Raw genomic sequence first — 22,224 nt, forward strand, 5'->3', positions numbered from 1 at the left:
ACTTGACCAGTTCAGCTTGCCGGCGATGAGACCCGGGAATCTTGCGGTGCCCGCGCGGACGCCATCGCTGGCAAGCCAGGCTCCTACACGGGGGGCGGCAACAGGCATAAAAAAACCAAGGGTCGCCCCTTGGTTGGGTTCTGCGTTCAAGCTGTGCGGCGCCCCCCGTGGCAGAGGCGCCGCCTTCAGTCAGAAGTCGCCACGCAGGGTGACCATGAAGTTGCGCGGTTCGCCGTAGTAGCTGCCGCGACGCAACTCGCCGGTGGCTTCGTAGTACTTCTTGTCGAAGACGTTCTTCAGGTCGAACGACAGTTTCCAGTGATCGTCCAGCTTGTAGGCCGTGCGGGCATCCCAGATTGCACGGCCAGGGTTGGGGATGTCCTGATCGTTGAAATGCGATACGTAGCCGCTCTGGGTCGACACACCGCCGCCCACGCTCAGGCGGTTCAGGTCGCCTTGCAGGTTGTACATGGTGGAAACGCGCAGCATGTGCTTCGGAGTTTCCGAGTCGATTGAAGAACCGTCTTCGTTGCGGGTGATGTTGTAGGTGTAGCCGGCACTCATCTGCCAGCCGGTGGCGACTTCGCCGCTGGCTTCGAGTTCTACGCCCTTGCTGACGCTGGGCGGGCCGTTCTTGTAGCAGGAGCCGCTGCTGGGGTTGTACTGCTGGCAGTTATTCAGCGGAACGGCGTTAGCGGCGTCGTCTGTCTGGAACAGGTCTTTCTGCTTGATGTAGAACACGGCGGCCGACACGTTCAGGCGACCGTCATACAGTGCACCCTTGATGCCGGTTTCATAGTTCGAGCCGAGAGTCGGCTCCAGACCTTTACCTGACGCGTCACGATAATTGCTTTGCGGACGGAAGATATCGGCATAGCTGGCGTACCACGACCACTGCTCGTTCAGGTCGTAGATAAGTCCGGCGAATGGCGTGAATTTCTTATCTTCACGGTAGTTGTTGGGGGTGACCTTAGTGGGATTGACAGTGTAGTCATCCCGCGTGTTGTCATTCTTGTACCAGCTCAGGCGGCCGCCGAGCACCAGGCTCAGGGGTTCGGTCAGACGCAGGCGCAGGGTGCTGTAGAGGCCATACTGGCGCTGGGTGATATCGTCCAGGCTCTGCCAGGCCGGCTGCTGCGGCTTGGGAATAAGGTTGTGATTGGGGTTGAAGACGTCGATCGGCAGATCGATATCGGTCAGCGACTGCTTGCTCAGGATATGTTGCTGCGACCAGTTGGCACCCAGCATCAATTCGTGGGTCAGGCCAAAGGCGTCGAAGTTGCCCGAGACATGGCCGTCAATGCCCTTGCTGGTGACGTATTCGCGGCGGAACTGTGTGCTGGACAGGAAGGTGCCATCCTGGGTCACAGGGTCCAGGGCGCCTTGGGAGTAGGCTACGCGCTGGTTGAACATACTCTCCGACTGGCTCACCGAGACCTTGCTGGTCCAATTGTCGTTGAGATGATGTTCCAGGTCGGCGAAGACTTCGTTGACTTCGATCTCGTGGCGGTTCCAGTCCTGGCCCAGCGAGGTGGAGCGCGAGACATCGATCTCGCGGCCATTGCTGTAGCGAGGCAGGCCGAAGATCGTGTAGCCCTGGTAGAGCGTGCGCTGGTGACGCAGGCCGACGGCCAGGGTGGTGGCGTCGTTCAGGTCGGCTTCGACGATCCCGTACAGCAACGGGGTCTGGGAGTTGAGGCCGTCCTGGAAGTAACCGTGATCCTCGTAGGCGACCACGGCGCGACCGCGCAGGGTGCCTTGATCGTTCAGCCGGCCGCTGCCGTCCAGGTCCATGCGGTAGTTGTCCCAGGAACCGGCGCTGGTGCTGATCGAGAAGCGCGGATCGGCGGTAGGGCGCTTGCGCACCAGGTTCACCGCGCCGCCAGGGTTGCCGGCACCGACCAGCAGGCCGGTAGCGCCACGGATGACTTCGACGCGGTCGAACACCGCCATGTCGGGACGCATCCAGCCAGTGAGGTTGTAGGCCAGCCCCGGGACGCCATCGATCAGATAGCTGTCGTCTTCCAGGGTGAAACCCCGGGAGTTGAATACGTTACCGCCGAAGTTGCGGTTGGAGCGGGTGATACCAGTGGTCTGGGCCATCACCTCATCGAGCTTGGTGAGGTTCTTGTCGTCCATCTGCTGGCGGGTGACCACCGTCACCGACTGCGGGATCTCGCGCAGGGTGTGGGGCGTCTTGCCGATGGTCACCGCGCCTGTGGTGTAGGAGCCGGTGCCGTCGGTGCTGGTGCCGAGCATCTGGCCGCCGATGGTCGTGGCCGCCAGGTTCACGCCCGAGCTGGCGCCGGTGGCCGGGGCATTGCTCAGGGTCAGCGTATCGCCCTGCATGCTGTAGTTCACACCGCTGTTCTTCAGCAGCTCACTGGCCGCCTGGCCCGGGGTCAGCTTGCCCTTTACCGCGCCACCTTGCAGTCCCTTGACCCGCTCCGGGTTGTACAGCACCTGGATATTGCCCTGGCGCCCCAGTTCCTGCAGGGCGCTCGCCAGCGACTGCGCCGGAATGTTGAACTCGAACTCCTGGGCCTGGACCTGGGCGGCCATCGGCAGTGCCAGCGCCATCCCCATGGCGCTGAGCGATACAGGCGAGCAGAAGAGCTGGCGAACCAGCAACGCTTTGCTCAAAGGGGTCAGTCGGTGTGTTTTCGGCATTGTTTCAGCTCTTTTTAAAGTGTCGGAGAAGCGAGTAGGAATTGTTATCACTTGAGAAGAAGACGCACCGGCTCGACAAAATCGGAAAAAAAGAAGAAAAAATTCGCTGAGGGGGCTTTCTTCCATGGCGCCTGCGCGGTGGACGCAGGGCCGGAGGGGACTGTCGGGTCGTTGGCTATAGGGAAGAACGAAACGCACGCGGGGAAATTTAGGGCGGGGTTGCTCCCGCGTGGCACGCACGGGAGCGAGGGCACTCGGTGATCAGGCCGGCAGGGCTTGCCGCTCGACGCGCTCGACCTGGATCTGCCCGGCCTGCATCCGCACCAGCTGGTCGGCGACCGAGAAGTAGCGGTCGTCGTGGGAGATCACAATAATGGTCTTGCCCTGCTGTTTCAGCTCCGGCAGCAGCTCGGTGTAGAACACCCGGCGGAAGGCCGGATCCTGGTCGGCGGCCCATTCGTCGAACACCAGCACCGGACGCTGGTCCAGCCAGGCATTGATCAGCGCCAGGCGCTTGCGCTGGCCGGTGGACAGGTCGGTGGTGGTGAAGCTGCCGTCGCGGATGCTGACCTTGTGGGCGATATCCAGGCGTTCCAGGTACTTGATCGATTCCGGCGGCAACGGGTTGCTGCCCTGGGTCACTTCGTCGAACAGGTAGTAGTCGGCGAAGATGGTGGTGAACAGCTGCCGGTAGTCGTCCAGGCCCTCGGCGCTGACCGCCTTGCCGTTGAGGCGGATCTCGCCCTGTTGCGGGGTATACAGGCCCAGCAGCAGCTTGATCAGGGTGGTCTTGCCGCAACCGTTCTCGCCGACGATAAACAGGATTTCGCCTTGCTGGATGGTCAGGCTCACCGGCCCCAGGTGGAAGGCCTGGCTGCCTTCGACCTGCGGGTAGTCATAGCGCAGCTGGTGCAGTTCGATGCTTTGCAGCGGTGCCGGATCGACGGCGCGGTCGCTGACCAGCAGGTGCGGTTCCGGGGAGGAAAAACGCCATGACAGCTCGGCGATACGGCGGAAGGCGATCTCGGCGCGGCTGATGCTCGGCAGGGTGTTGATCAACTGTTCCAGCGGGCCTTTCATATACAGCATGACCAGCACGAAGCCGCCGAGCACGGTCTTGTCGGTGGTGGGCCAGAGCGCCTGGAAAGCGATGGCGATGCCGATGACCGCGAAGAACAGCATCGAACCGAAGGTTTCCGCGCTGACGAAGATGTTCGCCGCACGGATGTTGGCCTTGCAGATGCGCTCGGTGGTGCCGTGGATCTGCTCGTCGAGCATGTGCTGGCGGCGTTTGCGCTGGATCCGCAGTTCCTTGGCACCGCCGGAAATCGCCTGATAGTGCTTCTGCAGGTCGTCTTCGCCATCCCGCGCCTTGAGAATGCTGCGCATGCCGAAGCGGTGGGCGAGGAACTGTGCGCCGGTCCCGATGATCACGGTCAGCACGGTCAACAGCAGGATCTGCCAGGACAGCATCGCCAGGTAGGACAGGCAGCCGATGGTCACGGTGAAGGAAATCACCATCGGTGCCACCGACAGGGCAAAGGAGCTGATGGTGCCGACGTCATTGAGCAGCACCGGGATCAAGCGGTGGGCGCGGTAGCGCTCCAGTTGCTCGATGGGTGCCACCAGGACCTTGGCGGCCAGTTCGCGGCGCAGCTTGGCGACCACCCGCTGGCCGACATAGTTGGTCAGCAGGTTGGAGACGGTGGAGCAGGCCAGGGTCAGCAGGCACAGCCCGCCGAACAGCAGGGCGGTATGGGTATCCGGGCCGCCGAGCGCGTTCATGGCACTGTTGATGGTCGCCAGCAGCGCCGTGACACTGAGGCCACTGACAATCCCCAGCGCGGCCGAGAGCGCGACCAGTAGCCAGAAGGGCTTGAGGATCCTCAGGGTTTCCTGGGCGAGGCTTTGTGCTTGGAGGGTCATGGGGTCTACTCGTGATGGTTCGTCGGCGCCGCCGGGGCGGGCAGCGCCTTGCTCTCTTAAAAGACGAGAGGGTCCGGGCGGGATTTAACCTCAGAGCTCGCGGGCCACCCGAAAGCCCAGCCAGTCGCCACGGGTGATAGCACTGCGCTCGTTGCGGTTGCCGGAGCGGGAGAAGATCGGCGCCTCGGTCCAGTCATTGCCGCGTATCGAGCGGCGGTCCTCGCATTCCTGGCTGTCGAGGCGCGGGCTGCCATCGGTCGGGGCGCCGACATAGGTGTCGACATAACAGTCAGCGGTCCATTCCCAGACATTGCCGTGGCCGTCGTAGACGCCGAAGGCGTTGGGCGGGAAGCTGCCGGCCGGCGAGGTGTAGCTGAAACCGTCCGCCGGACCGTAGGTATTGGCATGCTTGGCGATGCTGTATTCCTTGCCTTCATCGAACGGGAAGGGGAATGGTCCCTTGCTGCCACCGCGCACGGCATATTCGCGCTCGGCTTCGCTGACCAAGTGATAGGCCTTGCCGGTTTTCTTCGAGAGCCACTCGGTGTAGGCCTGGGCTTCGTGGAAATCCATGCACACCGCCGGTTGCCTGTCGCTCATGGGGTAGCGCGGCTGGCCGGCGAGACATTCACGGCCGGGGCGGTCATCGCCGTCGGGCATCTTGTAGCCGGAGCTGCGGATGTAGGCATTCCACTCGCCGCTCAGCACCTGGAAACGGCTGATGGCGAAGGCTTTCTTGAACGTGACATCGTGCATCGGCCCTTCGTCCGGCTCGCGCCCGAGTTCATCCTCGGGCGAGCCCATGGTGTAGGTGCCGGCCGGCAGCACGACCATTTCCGGGCAGTCCTTGCAATCCTTGAACACCTTGCCCGGCAGCGGCGCGGTGGCGGCGAGCGTGACGCCGGGCAACCAGGCACCGAGCAGGGCACTGATGATCAGGGCGGGCCGGAGACAGGCGCGAGGCCGGGCATTGAGCAGGTTGGATTTCATCGGATTTCTCGCAGGCTGGGAACAGGAGTCTGGAAGGGTTTAACGAGCAAGACGGTCATGACTGTTTGCCGAGCAGGGTCATGAAGCGATCAAGCTCGGCTTCGGTATTGAGCAGGCCGGGTGCCGTGCGCACGACCGGCCCGACATCGCGATCCACCGCGTCGACCACCACCTTGTTCTGCATCAGGTAGGCGGCGACCTTGTCGCTGTCCTGGCCCTTGACCCGGAAGAAGCTGAAGCCGGCTGACAGTTCGGGGCTCATGGGCGTCACCAGCTCGATCCGCGAATCGGCTTGCAGGCGCTGCTTGAGGTCGCTGTTGAGGGCATGGATCCGCGCCTGGACATCGGCCTTGCCCAGTTCCATGTGCAAGTCGAAAGCCTTGTCCAGGGCCCAGCGGTGTTCGAAGGCGTGATAGCCGCCGGGGCTCATGGAGGTGGCGAAGTTGGTGTCTTCGGAGAAGGTCGGCTCCAGGGGCGTGACGTCGCGCACTTCTTCCGAGCGGGCACAGACGATCCCGGTACCGCGCGGGCCGAACATCCACTTGTGGGTGCCGGCGATGAAGAAGTCGCAGTGCATGTCCGGGAAGTCGAGGTTGTCCACGCCAAAGCCATGCACGCCGTCGACCACGTAGAGGAGCCGGTCCTTGTCGTCGCGGTTGCGGTTCTGTTCGGCCACCAGCTTGCCGATCTCGCCGATCGGCAGCTTGACGCCGCTGCCCGACTGCACCCAGGTCATGCCCAGGACACGGGTTTGCGGCTTGATCGCGCGGGCGATGTTGCCGAGCACTTCATCGGCCGAGACCTGGTGGGCGTCCTTGAACAGGCCGATCTTGCGTACCTGGGTGCCTTCGCGTTCGGTGCGCAACCGCAGGATGTTGCGGGTCGAGTAGTGCTCGTGCTCGGTGGTGAGGATTTCCTGGTCGGGACGCACATGAATGCCGCCGTAGATCATCGCCAGGCCTTCGGTGGTACTGCCGGTCAGAGCGATCTGCCCCGGTTTGGCCTTCAGGTAGCGGCCGGCGGCGAGCCGCACCTGCCCCTCACGCTTCCAGGTTTCCTCCAGGTCCCAGTCCATGGCCAGGCCGGGGTTGCGGTCGAGTGCGGCGCGGTGCAGTTCGATGGCGTCACGCACCGGCTTGGGGTGGGAAGTGACCAGGAAGTTGGAAAAGTGCAGGTAGTCAGGGTCCTGGTTGAACAGCAGGCGCAGTTGTGCCCATTTGTCCCCGGGCAAGGCCGGCACGCTGGCCGTCCGGGTCGCCGCCCGGGTTGCCAGGCTCACACCGAGTGGCAGGCTGGCGGCAAGCACGCCGGCCTGTTTGAGAAAGGTTCTGCGGTCAGTCATGGAGAAGTTCACTTGAGCTGTCGGGGTGGTTGGGCGGCGGGCGGGTAAATCCGCTCGCCACCTTGGCGCTATCTCGAGATCAGCGTCTGGCGGCCTTTTGCACCTCGTCCCAGACCCGCAGGAAGTTGCCGCCCCAGAGCTTGGCGATATCGGCCTCGGAGTAGCCGCGCTCGAGCAGCTCGGCGGTCACGTTGCGGGCTTCGCCGACATCCTTGAAACCGTCGATACCGCCGCCGTCGTTGAAGTCGGAACTGATGCCCACATGGTCGATGCCAATCTTCTTCACCGCGTAGTCGATGGCGTTGCCGAAATCCTTGAGATCGGCCTTGGGCTCCTGGTCGAGAATGGCGTAGAGCGCGCTGGCGTACTCGCCGAAGCGTTGCTCGGGCCAGACGGTGATGATCGGGTCGCCGGGCATCAGGGCCATGGCCAGGTTGGGCAGGGGCGGCAGGTCGAAACGCTTGCGCAGGGCGTTGAGCTTGTCCTGGGTGGGCTGGCTCAGCGGGCGCAGGTAGGCCGGGAAGGCGACGATCTGGACCACGCCGCCGCTGTTCTTGATCAGTTGCATTTCCTTGTCGCTGAGATTGCGCGGGATATCCACCAGGGCTCGTGGCGCCGAGTGCGAGGCGACCATCGGCGTGCGGCTCAACTGGCTGACCTGTTCCAGGCCCTTGCTCGACATCTGCGAGACGTCGATGATCACACCGAGGTCGTTGAGGCGGTGCACGGCCTGCTTGCCGATATCGGACAGGCCGTCGAGGGCGTTGGGGGTATCGTTGAGGAACGGCAATGGCCGCGAGGAGTCGGCCCAGTCGTTGTTGCCGACATAACTGAAGCCGAACATGCGCATGCCGCGCGCGGTCCAGGTGTCGAGCAGGTCGAGGTCGTGACCCAGCGGGTAGGCATTGAGCATGCTGATGAAAATCGCGAACTTGCCTTCGCCGTGCAGGCGCCGCATATCGTCGGGGGTGTAGGCGATCCCGACCTGGTTGGGGAAGTCGCGAACCATGCCGGTGATGATCTTGTAGCGCACTTCCTGCTGCTTGCGCGCCTCGTCGACGAAGCCCGCCGTCGGCCGGTGTGGCGCATTCGGCCCGTTCCAGATTTCCGGCCAGCCGAACACCGTCAGCGCCGCGCCGGACAGGCGCCCGCGTGCGGTTTTCACCAGGTCGAACTGGCCGGAACCGTCCTTGTCGGCCTCGCGACCTTCGGCGCCGAAGGTCAGGGGCACGGTGATATGGCTGTCGAAGGAGATGATCCGGTCCTGGAGTTCGTCCGCCTGTTTCATGACCTTGAGCGAGTAACCCGGATTGGGCCAGTAGTCCCAGGTCAGGTAGGCCGCCGCAGCGGAAATGGCCAGGGCCAGGGGCAGGCCGATATAGAGAGCCTTTTTCGAACGCGGTTTTATCATTGCCATCTCATTCTGGTTCGCAGGTCACAGGCAGGCACAAGGGCCTTCGCTATCTGGGAAGAACGAGTGGAGGGGCGCGCAATTTAGGCCCCGGGTGGCCTGCCGCGGGCTAAATTTCCCCGTGGGTACAACGTTCTAGCTTGGATAAAGCCTGCTTCAGGGCTGACACAGGTAGGGCGATGACGATTTCTCGACGAGGGTTCATAGCGGGCCTGGCGCTTACGGGCGCTGCCATCCCCGCGGCTTATTATGCGCACCGTGAACTGACGCGCGAGGATGACCCCGTTACGCCGGGGGAAGCCACGGTCGATCTGCTCGATACCGCCGGCCAGCGTCTGGCCAACCAGTTGCGCGGGGTCTGGAGCCTGCGTTTCGAGGGGCGCGATGGCGGTCTTGAGGGTTTGCCGCTCAAGGGTCTGGAACTGTTTGTCGATATTGCCCCAAGAGGGCGTGGCGTGCGTGGTTTCATCGATACCGCCGAGGCCCTGCGTGGTGACGGCGAACCCCGTTTGCGCCTGGTGGGCGATCTGGCGGTTGCCGACGGAGCACGCCTGTTCTGGCGCCTGAGCCGGGCCGGTGAGGATATCCCCGAGTACGAACTCAGCCTGACCCTGGACGAAGTCTGGGCCACTTACGGTAATGCCGGCACCGGTACGCTCAGCGGTCGCATCGAGCGTCTCGACCGTCCGCTGGCGCTGCGGCAACTGGATAATCGTCTGGTCGCGACCAGGCAGGTTTTTCCCGAGGCCCGTGAGCGGATCGCCCTGGGGGCGCCGTTGCTGGCTTCGCTGGTATCGCCCGAGCACCGCTTGTTTCATCAGCTCTGGCACGCCACCCGGGACAAATGGCACACCTTGTCCGAAGACAAGCGCAACGGCTTGCGCGGGATCGGCTGGCAGCCCGGCCCGCGGGACAAGGAACGGGACGCCCGGGGGCCGCGCAAGGATCGCAATGGTTCGGGCATCGATTTCTTCTTCATGCACCGGCACATGCTGCGGGCGGCGCGCCAGTACCAGGCCCTGCCATCCTGGACCCGCTTCCCGCAGCCGCAGCCCGAGCTGGAGCGTGATCGGGCCGGTTTCGCCCGGTACTTCGACAACCACGATGGCTGGTCGGTACCGCCGACCTGGCTGGCCGAGGATGACGATGACTACAGCAAGTGGGTCGGCGACATCAAGAGTAGCGAGACCTACCACAGCAATTTCCAGGTATGGGAGTCGCAATACACCGACCCGCGCTACCTGTCGAAATTGACCCTGGGGCAGTTCGGCTCCGAGCTTGAACTGGGCCTGCACGACTGGCTGCACATGCGCTGGGCCTCCGTGGCCCGCGATCCGTCCAACAGTGCGCCGGTGCCGATGGCGCGTGAGTTCATGGACTTTGCCCCGCGCTGGTACCAACCGGAAAACGACTTTCTCGGCGATCCGTTCTCGTCCCATGTGAACCCGGTGTTCTGGCTGTTCCACGGCTGGATCGATGACCGTATCGAAGACTGGTTTCGCGCCCACGAGCGTTTTCATCCGGGCGAGGTGTCACGCCTGGAGGTCAATGGCGTGCCCTGGTTCGCGCCGGGACGCTGGGTCGAGGTGGATGATCCGTGGCTCGGTCCGAGCACCCATGGTTGCAGCACCACGCCGGGCCTGAGTGTCGGCAGGTCGGTGGAGATGGATCCGGAAACCATGAAGCTGGCGCTGCGTATCACCTTTACCGAGGAGAAGAGCCTGGGCGATCTGCTGCGCCGGGTTCCGCGGCGTCCCTGGTATGCCCGTCACCTGTCGCTCAAGGATCGGTTGTTCTAGACGGCGGGCGAAACCTGTGGGAGGAGGTCCTGTAGGAGCCCGGCTTGCCGGCGATGGCGGCCGATCAGACGATGCCCGACTCGCGGGCCTCATCGCCGGCAAGCCGGCTCCTGCAAGGGTTAGGATTGGTTTGTCCCTCAGGGTGCCTGCCAGCCGCCGCCGAGCGCCTTGTACAGCGCGATACTGGCCTGCAGCCGGGACAGGCGCAGTTGTACGTTGAGGTCCTGGGCGGCATAGAGCGTGCGCTGGGTTTCCAGCACGGTGAGCAGGTCGGCGGCACCGGCCTGGTAGCGGCTCTGGGAGATCTCGAAGGCCGTCCTGGCCTGCTGCAGTTCTTCATCCTGCCAGCGCCGTTGCTGGTCCAGGCCGCTGATGCTGTTCAGGGCCTTCTCGACGTCGGCGAAACCATTGACGATCGAACCGCGATAGGTTTCCAGCAGTTCCTGCTGGCGGGCCGTGGCCTTGTCCCGTTCGGCCCGCAGCCGGCCATTGTTGAAGATGGGCGCCACCAGGCCGGCGGTCAGGTTGTAGAACGGCGTGCGCAAGGCTTCGGAAGCGATGGTCGACTCCGATCCCAGGCTGGCACCCAGGGTCAGTTTCGGCAGCATCGCCGCCCGCGCCACGGTGACATCGGCCTGCGCCGCCGCCAGTTGGGCTTCGGCCCTGGCAATGTCCGGACGCCGGCTCAACAGTTCGCTGGGAACCCCCGAGCCGATTCGCGGCCAGTTCAGGCTGGAAAAGGGCTGGCTGCCGATCTTCAGGTTCTGCACCGGCTGGCCGAGCAGCGCGGCCAGGGTGATCAGCGATTCCCGGGCTTGCTGCCGGATCAGCGGCAGCTGTCGTTGCTGGGCAGCCACCAGGCTTTTCTGCTGGGCCAGTTCCAGGGCAGTGGTCGAGCCCGAGTCATAGCGGGTCTGTACCAGCCTGAGCACGCTTTGCGCATTGATCAGATTCAACCCGGCAATCCGCTCCTGTTCGCGGGCGGACAGGGTCCGGGCGTATTGATCGGCGACGCCGCCCAGCAAGGTCAGCTCCACCGTGGCCTGGTCGAACTCACTGGCGCGCAGGCTCTGCAGGGCGCTGTCGCGGGCCGCGGCAAGTCCCCCCCAGAAATCCACCTCGTAGCTGGCACTGAGGCTGGCGCCGAAACTCTTGCTGTTGTTGTCGCTGTCGGCATTGTCACTGCCGTGCAGCAGCTTGCTGCGACTGGCATCCAGGCCCAGCTTGACCTCCGGCAGCAAGGGCGCGCCGGCGATCACCGCCGAGGCCTGTGCCTGGCGTACCCGGGCCACGGCGGCGGCGACATCGTAGCTGCCGAGACGGGCTTGCTCTATCAACTGGTCGAGTTCCGGGCTGCCGAATTGCTGCCACCACTGGCGGGTGTCCTGTTGCGTACTCCGTTGTTGTTCGAATTGCCAGTCGGCCGGCGGCACCAGGCCGCTGTCCGGACCGGGCGGTGAGCCGCTGCAGGCGTTGAGCAACAGGCAGACCGTGAGCAGGGAGAGTTGCGGCTTCATAGATCGATCATTCACTGGTAAGGGCCGTCACCGGATCGAGCCGGGCGGCTTTGCGGGCAGGCATGAAGCCGAAAATGACGCCGGTGACCAGTGCGCAGGCAAAGGCGCCGATCACGGCGGCCAGGGAGAACGCCACGGCGACCTTGCTCAGCAGCAACACGCCGCCTACCCCCAGGGCCAGTACCACGCCTGCCAGGCCGCCGACCACCGAGAGCATCACCGCCTCGGTCAGGAACTGGCGCAGGATGTCCCGTTGGCGGGCGCCGGTGGCCATGCGAATGCCGATTTCGCGGGTGCGTTCGCGCACGGTCATGAGCATGATGTTCATGACGCCGATCCCGCCGACCAGCAGGGAAATGGCGGCAATCGAGCCGAGCATCAGCGACAGGGTGTTCTGAGTGCGGGCTTCGGCCTGGATCATCGCGGCGTTGTTGGTCAGGCGAAAATCCCGCCGGCCGTTGTGCATGCGCAGCATCACCTGGTCGATGGCCTGTTCGGCATCCTTGACGTTGCGTCCGTCGGTGGTGGCGATCGCCACGTATTCCGGGTTGCGCGTGCCGAACAGGCGCGTGCTGGCGGCGGAGTAGGGGATCGCGACACGTTCGTCGCTGTCGGTCTCGCCGGAAGTGGCGCCCTTTTCCTGGAGCACGCCGATCACCTGGAAGGGCACGTTCTCGATGAGGATGTACTGGCCGATGGGGGTGGGGAGGTCCTTGAACAGCTTTTCACGAATCTTGTGGCCGATCACCGCCACGGCCGCCCCGGCGTTGGCATCGGCTTGGGTGAAGTAAGTGCCCTCGACCACCGGCCAGTTGAAGATCGCCGGGAACTGGGTGTCGTTACCGCCGACATAGGCGGTGTGGTCGAGGCTGCCGAAGCGAACCACTGCGTCATTGCCGTTGACGGGCATGATCATTTTCACCTGGGGCAGGGCCGACAGCGCCGCCACGTCGTCCAGGGTCACGATGCCCAGGGGCGCACGGGGCGTCGAAGATGCGCCACTGAGGTAGATGATATTCGAACCGAAGGCGCCCATCTGGGCGATGACCTGGCGCTTGCTGCCTTCGCCGACCGCCAGCATGACCACCACCGAGGCGACGCCGATGACGATGCCGAGCAGGGTCAGCGCGGTGCGGAAGCGATTGATCCACATCACCCGCCAGGCCGCCTGCACGGCTTCGAGCAATTCGCTCTTCCAGGCGCCGCTGTATTCGCTACCGTCGCTCAGGCGCTGGCGCAGGTCCACGGCCTGCAGGGCGGAAGGGTTGGCGCTGTGCTGGACTTCGGGGTTGTGCTGCGCGGTGTCGCTGATGATCAGGCCGTCGCGGATCTCGATGATACGTTTGGCGCGGGCGGCGACTTCGCGGTCGTGGGTGATCAGGATCACCACGTGGCCCTGGCTCGCCAGTTCGTCGAGCAGCGTCATCACTTCCGCGCCGCTCTGGCTGTCGAGGGCGCCGGTGGGTTCGTCGGCGAGAATGATATGGCCGCCATTCATCAGGGCGCGGGCGATCGACACCCGTTGCTGCTGGCCGCCGGACAACTGGTGCGGGCGATTGCCGCTGCGGCTCGCCAGGCCCAGCCGATCGAGCAGGGCGGCGGCGCGGGCATGGCGCTCGACGGCGGGCGTACCGGCGTAGATCGCTGGCATCTCGACGTTTTCCTGGGCCGAGCCGGAAGGAATCAGGTGGTAACCCTGGAACACGAAGCCGAAGGCTTCCCGGCGCAGCCAGGCCAGCTCGTCGCTGTCGAGTTCGGCGACGTTCTCGCCGGCAAAGCGGTAGCTGCCGGACGTCGGGCGGTCGAGGCAGCCGAGGATGTTCATCAGTGTCGACTTGCCCGAGCCGGAAGCGCCGACGATGGCGACGAACTCCCCGGCGTGGATCGACAGGTCGATGCCTCGCAGCACCTCCACCAGCGGGCTGTCGTCACCGCCATAGGATTTGCGGATGTCCCGCAGGTCGATCAGTGGCGTTTGCATTCAGCCTCCGCTACCGACAGCCGGACCGATCAGCAGGTGGTCACCCTCGACCAGTCCGTCGAGAATCTGTATGCGCAGGCGGTCGCTGATGCCGGTACGTACTTCGCGGGTCTGGATCTCGCCGTTGGCGTCGACCACCCGGGCGTTCTGTACATGCGGCTGCGAACCGCCCTGCAGGGCGGCAATGGGCGCGGTCAGGACGTTTTGCGCACGGTCGGCGACGAAGAATACCTGGGTGGTCATCTCGGCCATCAGCGCCTGGTCGGCGTTGTCGACATCCAGCAGAACGGTATAGAGCACCACGCGGGCGGCGCCGCTTTTGCTGCTGCTGTTCGGGCTGCCGCCACTCTGGCTGGTCTGTTCCAGCGGCTTGGGCGGCACCGGCAGAATCTGCCGCACGCTGCTGGTCCAGCGCCGGTTGCCGCCGCTGAGGGTGGTGAAGTAGGCGTTCATGCCCGGTTTGACGTGACCGATATCGGCCTCGGAAACCTCGGCCCAGACCGTCATCGGCGACAACTTGGCGATGCGCAGGATCAGCGGGGTCTGTTGCTGGGCATTGAGGGTCTGGCCTTCCCGGGCGTCGAGGGCCACCACCGTGCCGCTCATGGGGGCGAAGATGCGGGTATAGCCCAGTTCCGCTTCGTCGCTGCGCAGGCTGGCCTGGGCCTGGAGAATCTGCGCCTGGAACATGTCGATGCGGGCCTGGGTGGTGCGCATTTCGGCCTGGGCGCTCTGGATGTCTTCGACCCGTGTCGCGCCGCCGGCGTTGAGCTGTTGCTGGCGCTGGTATTTCTGCCGGGCCAGGTCGTGCAGGGCGCGTTGTTCCTGGAGCTGGGCCTTGAGGTTCTCGATGGAGTAGCGACCGGCATCCAGCTTGGCCTTCTGGGTCGAGGGGTCGATTTCGACCAGTAGCTGGCCTTCCTTGACCTGGTCGCCGACTTCAACGTGGATCTTGTGGATCTGTCCGGAGGCCTGGGCGCCGACGTCGACATAACGTCGCGGTTGCAGGGTGCCGAGGGCGGTCACGCTGCTTTCTATATCGCCGCGATTCACCGTGACGGTGGCGAACCGGTCCCGCCCTGGCGGCAGGATCTGCCAGGCAGCGAAGGCAACGACAGGGATCAGGCACAGTGAGACAAGCAGCGCGCGTCGGGTGCGTCGGGGACGTTTCATGCAGGGTTCCAGCCGGTGGAAGGTCGGTCCGTTGCCACGCCGGTGGGGCTGTTTCGCCCGGCGGCGCTTGTTGTCGCCGGGCGACAAACACGGAAGCTGTCCAATAGACGAGGGCTCGGCGCGGTAATTTAAGCCTTTGCCCCAGGCTTTTTTTCGAAACATTTCCGGCTTTTGGCCGGGGGTACTTTAAATCTATATGAGAATTACTATAAATTACGACCCCTCAAACTGACATCATCGGGACGTCCTTGCACCGGGCGTTGTCGATGGGTTCAAGGACAGGTCCCGCCGAGTGTGCGGACAGGAGTCATGTTGGAAAACTACTACCGCGAGCTGGTGTGTTTCCTCAATGCCAAGATGGGTAATCGTCATGGTGTCGAAGACGTGGTGCATGACGCCTATGTGCGGGTGCTGGAGCGTTCCAGTGATACGCCGATCGAACAGCCGCGGGCCTTTCTCTATCGCACGGCGTTGAACCTGGTGATCGATGACTATCGACGCAACGCCGTACGCCAGAACGAGTCGCTGGAAGTGCTCGACAGCGATGAACGGTTTTTCAGCCCCTCGCCGCAAACCTCGCTGGACCATGGCCTGCGCCTGGACATGTTGCAACGGGCCCTGGCGGAATTGCCGAGCCTGTGCCGCGACAGCTTCATGTTGCGCAAGCTCGACGGCCTGTCGCATCCGGAGATCGCCGAGCGCCTGGGGATCTCCCGCAGCCTGGTGGAAAAACATATCGTCAATGCGATGAAGCATTGCCGTCTGCGCATGCTTCAGTGGGATCGCGACTGATCGGCGCGTGCCCAACCTGAACCCTTCCTGAAGAACTTTTCGGTAGTGCTTTGAAACACGCCGTTACCGTTTACCCTGCAAATGTCGAAGTGTAATCTTCGCGCGTTTCGTCCCCTGCGGAGGCCCATGTGGGCACTTGTTCGAGTGGCAGTCGTCGGCCGGTTCCCATGACCGGCACAGTCTCGGCAAGATAACGCGCAGCTTACCTGTCGTTGTCTCGCCCGAAAGCGAGAAGCGATATTCATGAAATTCGTCCTGTTGAAAGAATTCTTTGCCGGTTTCCTTCGAACCCGGCATTTCGCCCGGCATTTCCGTCGCCTGGCGTTGTTCGAGAGCATGACCGATGCCAGTGTCAGCCGCGAGGTCCCGCCGACCCTGGCGCAGACTCTGGTGGCGGCGGCCAACGACCATCCGCTCGGACTGATGGAGCGCCTCGGCGCCCACGCCGATGGTTTGAGCGAGGCCCAGGCCCAGGTCCTGCGCGAGAAGTTCGGTGTCAACGAGATCGAACATGAGCAGCCGCTGCCCTGGTGGGTGCACCTGTGGCACTGCTACAAGAATCCGTTCAACCTGCTGTTGACCCTGCTGGCGCTGATTTCCTGGCTGACCGACGACCTCAAGGCGGCCACGGTGATTCTCTCCATGGTAGTGCTGTCGACCCTGCTGCGTTTCTGGCAGGAGGCCAAGTCGAACAAGGCCGCCGATGCGCTCAAGGCCATGGTCAGCAATACCGCGACGGTGATGCGCCGCGACTTTGCCGCCGATACCTCGCCGGTGTTCGGCAAATTCCAGGGGGCCGCGGTGCAGATCCAGGGCGCCCAGCGCATCGAGCTGCCGATCAGGCAACTGGTGCCAGGCGACCTGATCGTGCTCTCGGCCGGCGACATGATTCCCGCCGACTGTCGTGTGCTCACGGCCAAGGACCTGTTCGTCAGCCAGGCGGCGATGACCGGCGAATCCATGCCCGTGGAAAAATTCCCGCGGCAGATCGACCACAGCGCCACCAACCCGCTGGACCTCGACAATATCCTGTTCATGGGCACCAACGTGGTGTCGGGCGCGGCGACGGCGGTGATCCTGACCACCGGCAACAACACCTACTTCGGTGCCCTGGCCCAGCGCGTCAGTGCCACCGATCGCGCGCCGACCTCCTTCCAGCACGGGGTCAACAAGGTCAGCTGGCTGCTGATCCGCTTCATGTTCGTGATGGCGCCGCTGGTGCTGTTCATCAACGGCTTCACCAAGGGGGACTGGATGGAGGCGCTGTTGTTCGCGCTGTCCATCGCCGTCGGCCTGACCCCGGAAATGCTGCCGATGATCGTCACCTCGACCCTGGCCAAGGGCGCGGTGTTCCTGTCGCGCAAGAAGGTCATCGTCAAGCGCCTGGACGCGATCCAGAACTTCGGCGCCATGGACGTGCTGTGTACCGACAAGACCGGCACCCTGACCCAGGACAAGATCTTCCTGGCCCGGCATGTCGACGTCTGGGGCGAAGAGTCCGAGGACGTCCTGGAAATGGCCTACCTCAACAGCTACTACCAGACCGGGCTGAAAAACCTGTTGGACGTCGCCGTGCTCGAACACGTCGAAGTGCATCGCGAGTTGCAGGTCGGCACCGCGTTCCAGAAGGTCGACGAGATCCCGTTCGACTTCAATCGCCGCCGCATGTCGGTGGTGGTGGTCGAACAGGACCATCCGCACCTGCTGATCTGCAAGGGCGCGGTCGAGGAAGTGCTGGCGGTGTGCACCCGGGTGCGCCATGGCGATGCCGAGGAACCGTTGACCGACACGCTGCTGGCGCGGATCCGCCAGGTCACCGCGGCGTTCAACGAGGAAGGCCAGCGGGTGGTGGCGGTGGCCGCGCGCTCCATGGAGGCCGGCGGTGATATCTATAGTCTGGCTGATGAACAGGACCTGACCCTGATCGGCTACGTGGCCTTTCTCGACCCGCCCAAGGAAAGCACCGCGCCGGCCCTGCGCGCCCTGGCCGAACACGGCGTGGCGGTGAAGGTGCTGACCGGCGACAACGAGCTGGTGACGGCGAAGATCTGTCGCGAGGTCGGCCTGGAGCAACAGGGCCTGCTGCTGGGCAACGACATCGAGCGCATGAGCGACAAGCAACTGGCCAAGGCGATCGAGACCACCAACGTATTCGCCAAGCTGACCCCATCCCACAAGGAACGCATCGTCCGCCTGCTCAAGGCCAACGGCCATGTGGTCGGTTTCATGGGCGACGGCATCAACGATGCACCGGCCCTGCGCACCGCCGATATCGGTATCTCGGTGGACAGCGCTGTGGACATCGCCAAGGAAGCGGCCGATATCATCCTCCTGGAAAAGAGCCTGATGGTGCTGGAGGAGGGCGTGCTGGAAGGCCGCCGGACCTTCGCCAACATGCTCAAGTACATCAAGATGACCGCCAGCTCGAACTTCGGCAATGTCTTCTCGGTGCTGGTGGCCAGTGCCTTCATTCCGTTCCTGCCGATGCTGCCGATGCACCTGCTGGTGCAGAACCTGCTGTATGACATCTCGCAGATCGCCATCCCGTTCGACCATGTCGACGAGGAGATGCTGAAGAAGCCGCAACGTTGGCAGCCGGCGGATGTCGGGCGGTTCATGTTCTTCTTCGGGCCGATCAGTTCGATCTTTGACATCACCACGTTCGCCTTGATGTGGTATGTCTTCGATGCCAATACCCCGGACCACCAGACCCTGTTCCAGTCGGGCTGGTTCGTGGTCGGCCTGCTGACCCAGACGCTGATCGTGCACATGATCCGCACGCCGAAGATTCCGTTCCTGCAAAGCCGTGCGGCGTTGCCGCTGATGGTGATGACGGGCGTCATCATGGCCGTGGGGATCTTCCTGCCGATGGGCCCGCTGGCGCACTACTTCAAGTTGCAGGCGTTGCCGTCGCTGTATTTCGTGTTCCTGCCGGTGATCCTGCTGGCGTACATGGTACTGACGCAGGCGGTGAAGGGGTTCTATATCCGCAGGTTCGGCTGGCAGTAACCACCGCGTGATCGTTCCCACGCGCTGCGTGGGGAACGATCATCTCGACGATCAAGGAGTGAGTGAATGCAGGCCCTCAACAACATCAACCTCGACTCGCTGGTCGATACCCTGGTCAGCCTCAGCGCCGCCTTTATCCTCGGCGGCCTGATCGGTTTCGAGCGCCAGTACCGCCAGCGCACCGCCGGCTTGCGCACCAACGTGCTGGTGGCGGTGGGCGCGGCGATCTTTGTCGACATGGCCAACCGCCTCGGCGGTGCCGAGGGTGCGGTGCGGGTGGTGGCCTATGTGGTTTCCGGCATCGGTTTCCTCGGTGCCGGGGTGATCATGCGCGAGGAGGGCAATGTCCGCGGCCTGAACACCGCAGCGACGCTCTGGGCCTCGGCGGCGGTCGGTGCCTGCGCCGGTGCCGACCTGATCCTCGAGGCACTGCTGGGGACCTTGTTCGTGCTCGCGGCGAACACCCTGCTGCGACCGATCGTCAACTACATCAACCGCCAGCCGCTGGACGTGGTTTCGGCGGAGGTCACCTATATCCTCTACCTGATCGCCGGGCGCGACCAGCAGAAGACCGTGATGTCGTTGCTGGAAAAGGAGCTGGCGCGCAGCAACTTCCCGGCCAGCGACGTCGAGGTGCGGCCGTTCGGCGACGAGGATGTGGAAATCGAGGCGACCCTGGCGATCACGTCGGTGGACGGCGACGAACTGGACGCGCTGGTGGCGCGCCTGTCGATATCGAGCCTGGTCCAGCAGGCGTTCTGGAGTCCTAGTACCACCGACTGACCCGCTTCCTGCCGGGCGAGGGCGATCTTCCGTTCCGGCGGGACAGTCTTGGGATTATTCCTACATATCTTGCTGGGGCTGCCCGCTAAAGTGCGTGCCCCATCCGGCCGACGGCTGAGGTATCGAGCCCGTGTGCCAAGGCAAGTTCCAGGAAATTTCCTACACTCTATTGGGTTGGATTCCTTTCTTTACTGATCGATGCAAGCACGTTCCCGTCTCAAGCAGTGGCCGGCGTACTTCTCAAGGATTTGCGGATGCGTAACGCACTGATTGTGGATGATCACCCGTTCGTTCGCCTGGCGATCAAGATATTGCTGGAGAAACTCGGTTTTGAAGTGCTGGCCGAGGCCGACAACGGCGTCGATGCGGTGCAGCGGGCCCGGGAGCTCGAACCGCAGTTGATCGTGATGGACCTGAATATTCCCCGGCTCGATGGCCTGGAAGTGATTACCCGCATCACCACGCTGGGACTGTCGAGCAAGATCGTGGTGTTGACCGAGCAATCGCCGGAGTTCTATTCCGAGCGCTGCATGCGCGCCGGTGCCCTGGGCTATGTCTCGAAGACCGCCGAGCTCGACGAACTGCAGTTGGCGGTGCGGGCGGTGATGCTCAACAAGAGCTTCTTCCCGCGCCTGGAAGACCGCGGGCGCACGGCCGCCAGTGTCAACGAGTCCGAGTCACGGCAGATCGAGAACCTGAGTAACCGCGAGCTGAGCATCCTGCGTTATATCGCCCGTGGCATGAAGAATAAGGAGATCAGCGAGCTGATGCTGCTGAGCGACAAGACTGTCAGCACCTACAAGACCCGTCTGATCGACAAGCTGAACCTCAAGTCGGTGGTCGCGCTGGCGGAATTCGCCAAGCGCAACCACCTGATCTGACCGACACGACCCTGAGAGGCGCGGCTCAGTCCCAGTCTGGCGCGATGCCCTTGGGGCTGGTCAGGCGCTGGCCGCGTTCCAGGCCGGCGATCAGGGCCATCTCGGCATCGCTCAGGCGCAGGTCCCGGGCCTTGAGGTTGCTGGCGAGGTTCTCGCGTTTGGTCGAGGACGGAATCACCGCATAACCCATCTGCATCGCCCAGGCCAGGGTGACCTGGGCCGCGGTGGCCTGGTGTTGCACGGCGATCCGCTGGATCACCGGGTCCTTCAGCACTTCGCCGTAGGCCAGGGTCATATAGGAGGTGATCTGGATGCCCTGGCTGTGGGCGAACTCCACCACCTTGCGGTTTTGCAGGTAGGGGTGCAGTTCGATCTGGTTGGTGGCGATGTTGTCGGCACCGACGGCGGCGATGGCCTGTTTCATCAGGTCGATGGTGAAGTTGGAAATGCCGATCTGGCGGGTCAGGCCGAGTTGCCTGGCCTCCAGCAATGCGCCCATGAATTCTTCGACCGGCACCTGGTTCTCGGGCGATGGCCAGTGGATCAGCGTCAGGTCGAGGTATTCGGTGCGCAGCTTGCGCAGGCTTTCCTTGAGGCTGGGGATCAGTGCATCCCTGGCGAAATTGGCGACCCAGATCTTGCTGGTGATGAACAGTTCGTCGCGGGTCACGCCGCTGTCGGCAATGGCCTGGCCGACTTCGGCTTCGTTCTCGTAGATCTGTGCGGTATCAATGACCCGGTAGCCCAGTTCGAGGCCGGTGCTGACCGAATCGATGACGACCTGGCCCTGCAGGCGAAACGTACCAAGGCCGAAGGCGGGAACAGACATGGGTGACTCCTGGAATGACAGTGGGAATGACCAGGAGTATCCCCATCCCTATCTTTGAGAAAAATAGGCGATGGGGAAAAGGACTCTTTACCGAAAATCACGAGTCCCGCTGATCGGCCGCCACGGCTTTCTCCGGGGCGGCCTGATAGGCGAGGAGGTCGCCCGGCTGGCAATCGAGGAAGCTGCAGATCGCTTCCAGGGTCGATAGGCGGAAGCCCTTGACCTTGCCCTGTTTCAACAGTGAGAGATTCTGTTCGGTGATGCCGATGGCCGCCGCGAGATCCTTGGATTTGACCTTGCGCCGGGCGAGCATGACATCGAGCTTGATTTCAATCGGCATTGCGCTGTCCTAGACGAATTGCTGGTTTTCACGGGCCAGCGAGCAGGCATTGTAGAGAATCCTGGCGATCAGCGTGATCGAGGCGGCCAGAAACAGGGCCACCACCTGCGATGAACTGAAGCCGAGGGTCAGCAGGCGCTGGCCGGGAGGCAACAGGAAGGTCATCCACACGCTCAGGGCCGGCTCCAGCAACGCCGTGCCCAGTACCCAGAAACCGACACTCTTGCCGACCTTGCCCAGCCGTCCGGCCGATTCCGGGGAGAAGTAATCGCCATGGCTGTAGGCCCGGAACAGGCTGCGCAGGGCAAACAGCCCCTTGGCCAGGATCAGCAGCGGGATACTGGATAACAGGATGCAACCCGCGACTTGCCACCAAGGCATGTCCTCGACCTTCACGTTGTATTCGGTAGCCATCGAGCCGAGGTTGAAACCCACGCCATAGTCAGTGACCAGGCTGGGGAAGAACCAGCAGGCGATATTGACGAGCAGCATGGCGATGATCAGCAGCAGTGTCGCGGAAGCAAGGAGGCGGCTGTGGCTGGCCAGGCGATCGGAGGTCATAACACGTCCTTCATTATCGGGTGTGGGGTCTGGAGGGTTGTCGGACGCCGTGAATGGTTGGCGTTTAATGACTATATTGCAGTAATTAATTGCTGTAAAACAATAATATTATTTCTTTGTAACAACACTCGATTGACCCAAAGCGAACACCGAGCGGCCCCACCCCACCGATCGTTCCCACGCTCCGCGTGGTAACGCGGCCCGTGACGCTCCGCGTCAC

16 protein-coding genes are annotated in these 22,224 nt (G+C 63.4%); 5 read left to right on the top strand and 11 right to left on the bottom strand.

The annotated features are described in order from the left end of the window. Positions 1–189: 189 nt before the first annotated feature. The 5 genes from HX851_RS03320 to pvdM form a co-directional block, all read right to left on the bottom strand. Positions 190–2,670: a TonB-dependent siderophore receptor gene (locus HX851_RS03320; protein ID WP_177065005.1), complete on the bottom strand. Its 2,481-nt coding sequence runs from the start codon at positions 2,668–2,670 to the stop codon at positions 190–192. Positions 2,671–2,931: 261 nt separating this feature from the next. Beyond that, a complete protein-coding gene (locus HX851_RS03325; protein ID WP_177065008.1) occupies positions 2,932–4,596 on the bottom strand; it encodes a cyclic peptide export ABC transporter in 1,665 nt (554 codons plus the stop codon). 90 nt (positions 4,597–4,686) lie between these two features. Further along, positions 4,687–5,586 carry a dihydropyoverdine dehydrogenase gene (pvdO, locus tag HX851_RS03330; protein ID WP_177065010.1) on the bottom strand — a complete coding sequence of 300 codons (900 nt, stop codon included), beginning with the start codon at positions 5,584–5,586 and terminating at the stop codon, positions 4,687–4,689. A 55-nt stretch (positions 5,587–5,641) separates the two neighbouring features. Further along, complete coding sequence (pvdN, locus tag HX851_RS03335) at positions 5,642–6,928, bottom strand: pyoverdine-tailoring periplasmic protein PvdN (RefSeq protein WP_177065011.1); 1,287 nt, start codon at positions 6,926–6,928, stop codon at positions 5,642–5,644. Between the two features lie 79 nt (positions 6,929–7,007). Next, positions 7,008–8,339: a pyoverdine-tailoring dipeptidase-like protein PvdM gene (pvdM, locus tag HX851_RS03340; protein ID WP_177065012.1), complete on the bottom strand. Its 1,332-nt coding sequence runs from the start codon at positions 8,337–8,339 to the stop codon at positions 7,008–7,010. 179 nt (positions 8,340–8,518) lie between these two features. On the opposite strand from pvdM, the gene pvdP reads away from it, so the two are divergent. Then, positions 8,519–10,138 (top strand): pyoverdine maturation tyrosinase PvdP, encoded by a 1,620-nt coding sequence (gene pvdP, locus HX851_RS03345; RefSeq protein WP_177061068.1) that lies wholly within the window; start codon positions 8,519–8,521, stop codon positions 10,136–10,138. Between the two features lie 137 nt (positions 10,139–10,275). On the opposite strand, the gene HX851_RS03350 is transcribed toward pvdP, so the two are convergent. From HX851_RS03350 to HX851_RS03360, 3 genes are read right to left on the bottom strand one after another with little or no spacing between them, the layout of a single operon-like run. Then, positions 10,276–11,655, bottom strand: a complete 1,380-nt coding sequence (locus tag HX851_RS03350) for an efflux transporter outer membrane subunit (RefSeq protein WP_177065013.1) — start codon at positions 11,653–11,655, stop codon at positions 10,276–10,278. A gap of 7 nt (positions 11,656–11,662) precedes the next feature. Further along, a complete protein-coding gene (locus HX851_RS03355) occupies positions 11,663–13,636 on the bottom strand; it encodes a MacB family efflux pump subunit (RefSeq protein ID WP_177061070.1) in 1,974 nt (657 codons plus the stop codon). After that, positions 13,637–14,809, bottom strand: a complete 1,173-nt coding sequence (locus HX851_RS03360) for an efflux RND transporter periplasmic adaptor subunit (RefSeq protein ID WP_177061071.1) — start codon at positions 14,807–14,809, stop codon at positions 13,637–13,639. A 309-nt stretch (positions 14,810–15,118) separates the two neighbouring features. Here HX851_RS03360 and HX851_RS03365 point away from each other — a divergent pair, with 309 nt between their 5' ends. From HX851_RS03365 to HX851_RS03380, 4 genes are all read left to right on the top strand, one after another. Then, entirely contained in the window at positions 15,119–15,601 is a 483-nt protein-coding gene (locus tag HX851_RS03365) for a sigma-70 family RNA polymerase sigma factor (RefSeq protein ID WP_177061072.1), read from the top strand. A 243-nt stretch (positions 15,602–15,844) separates the two neighbouring features. Next, entirely contained in the window at positions 15,845–18,610 is a 2,766-nt protein-coding gene (mgtA, locus tag HX851_RS03370) for a magnesium-translocating P-type ATPase (protein WP_177065014.1), read from the top strand. A gap of 66 nt (positions 18,611–18,676) precedes the next feature. Then, the gene (locus HX851_RS03375) at positions 18,677–19,393 is read left to right on the top strand and encodes an MgtC/SapB family protein (RefSeq protein ID WP_177065015.1); all 717 of its coding nucleotides are present in this window, start codon (positions 18,677–18,679) and stop codon (positions 19,391–19,393) included. Positions 19,394–19,647: 254 nt separating this feature from the next. After that, on the top strand, positions 19,648–20,274 hold the full coding sequence (locus HX851_RS03380) for a response regulator transcription factor (protein ID WP_017125759.1): 627 nt from the start codon (positions 19,648–19,650) through the stop codon (positions 20,272–20,274). A gap of 25 nt (positions 20,275–20,299) precedes the next feature. Here the strand turns inward: HX851_RS03380 and dkgB are convergent, their stop codons facing one another. The 3 genes from dkgB to HX851_RS03395 all read right to left on the bottom strand — a co-directional run bounded on the left by dkgB (position 20,300) and on the right by HX851_RS03395 (position 22,004). Continuing rightward, entirely contained in the window at positions 20,300–21,103 is an 804-nt protein-coding gene (gene dkgB, locus HX851_RS03385; protein WP_177061076.1) for a 2,5-didehydrogluconate reductase DkgB, read from the bottom strand. Between the two features lie 97 nt (positions 21,104–21,200). After that, positions 21,201–21,443, bottom strand: coding sequence for a helix-turn-helix domain-containing protein (locus HX851_RS03390; protein WP_177061077.1), 243 nt, complete (start codon positions 21,441–21,443; stop codon positions 21,201–21,203). 9 nt (positions 21,444–21,452) lie between these two features. Further along, a complete protein-coding gene (locus HX851_RS03395; RefSeq protein ID WP_177065016.1) occupies positions 21,453–22,004 on the bottom strand; it encodes a DUF2975 domain-containing protein in 552 nt (183 codons plus the stop codon). Positions 22,005–22,224: the final 220 nt, after the last annotated feature.

It is taken from the genome of Pseudomonas gingeri, from assembly GCF_013385635.1.
Lineage (GTDB): Bacteria > Pseudomonadota > Gammaproteobacteria > Pseudomonadales > Pseudomonadaceae > Aquipseudomonas > Aquipseudomonas gingeri_A.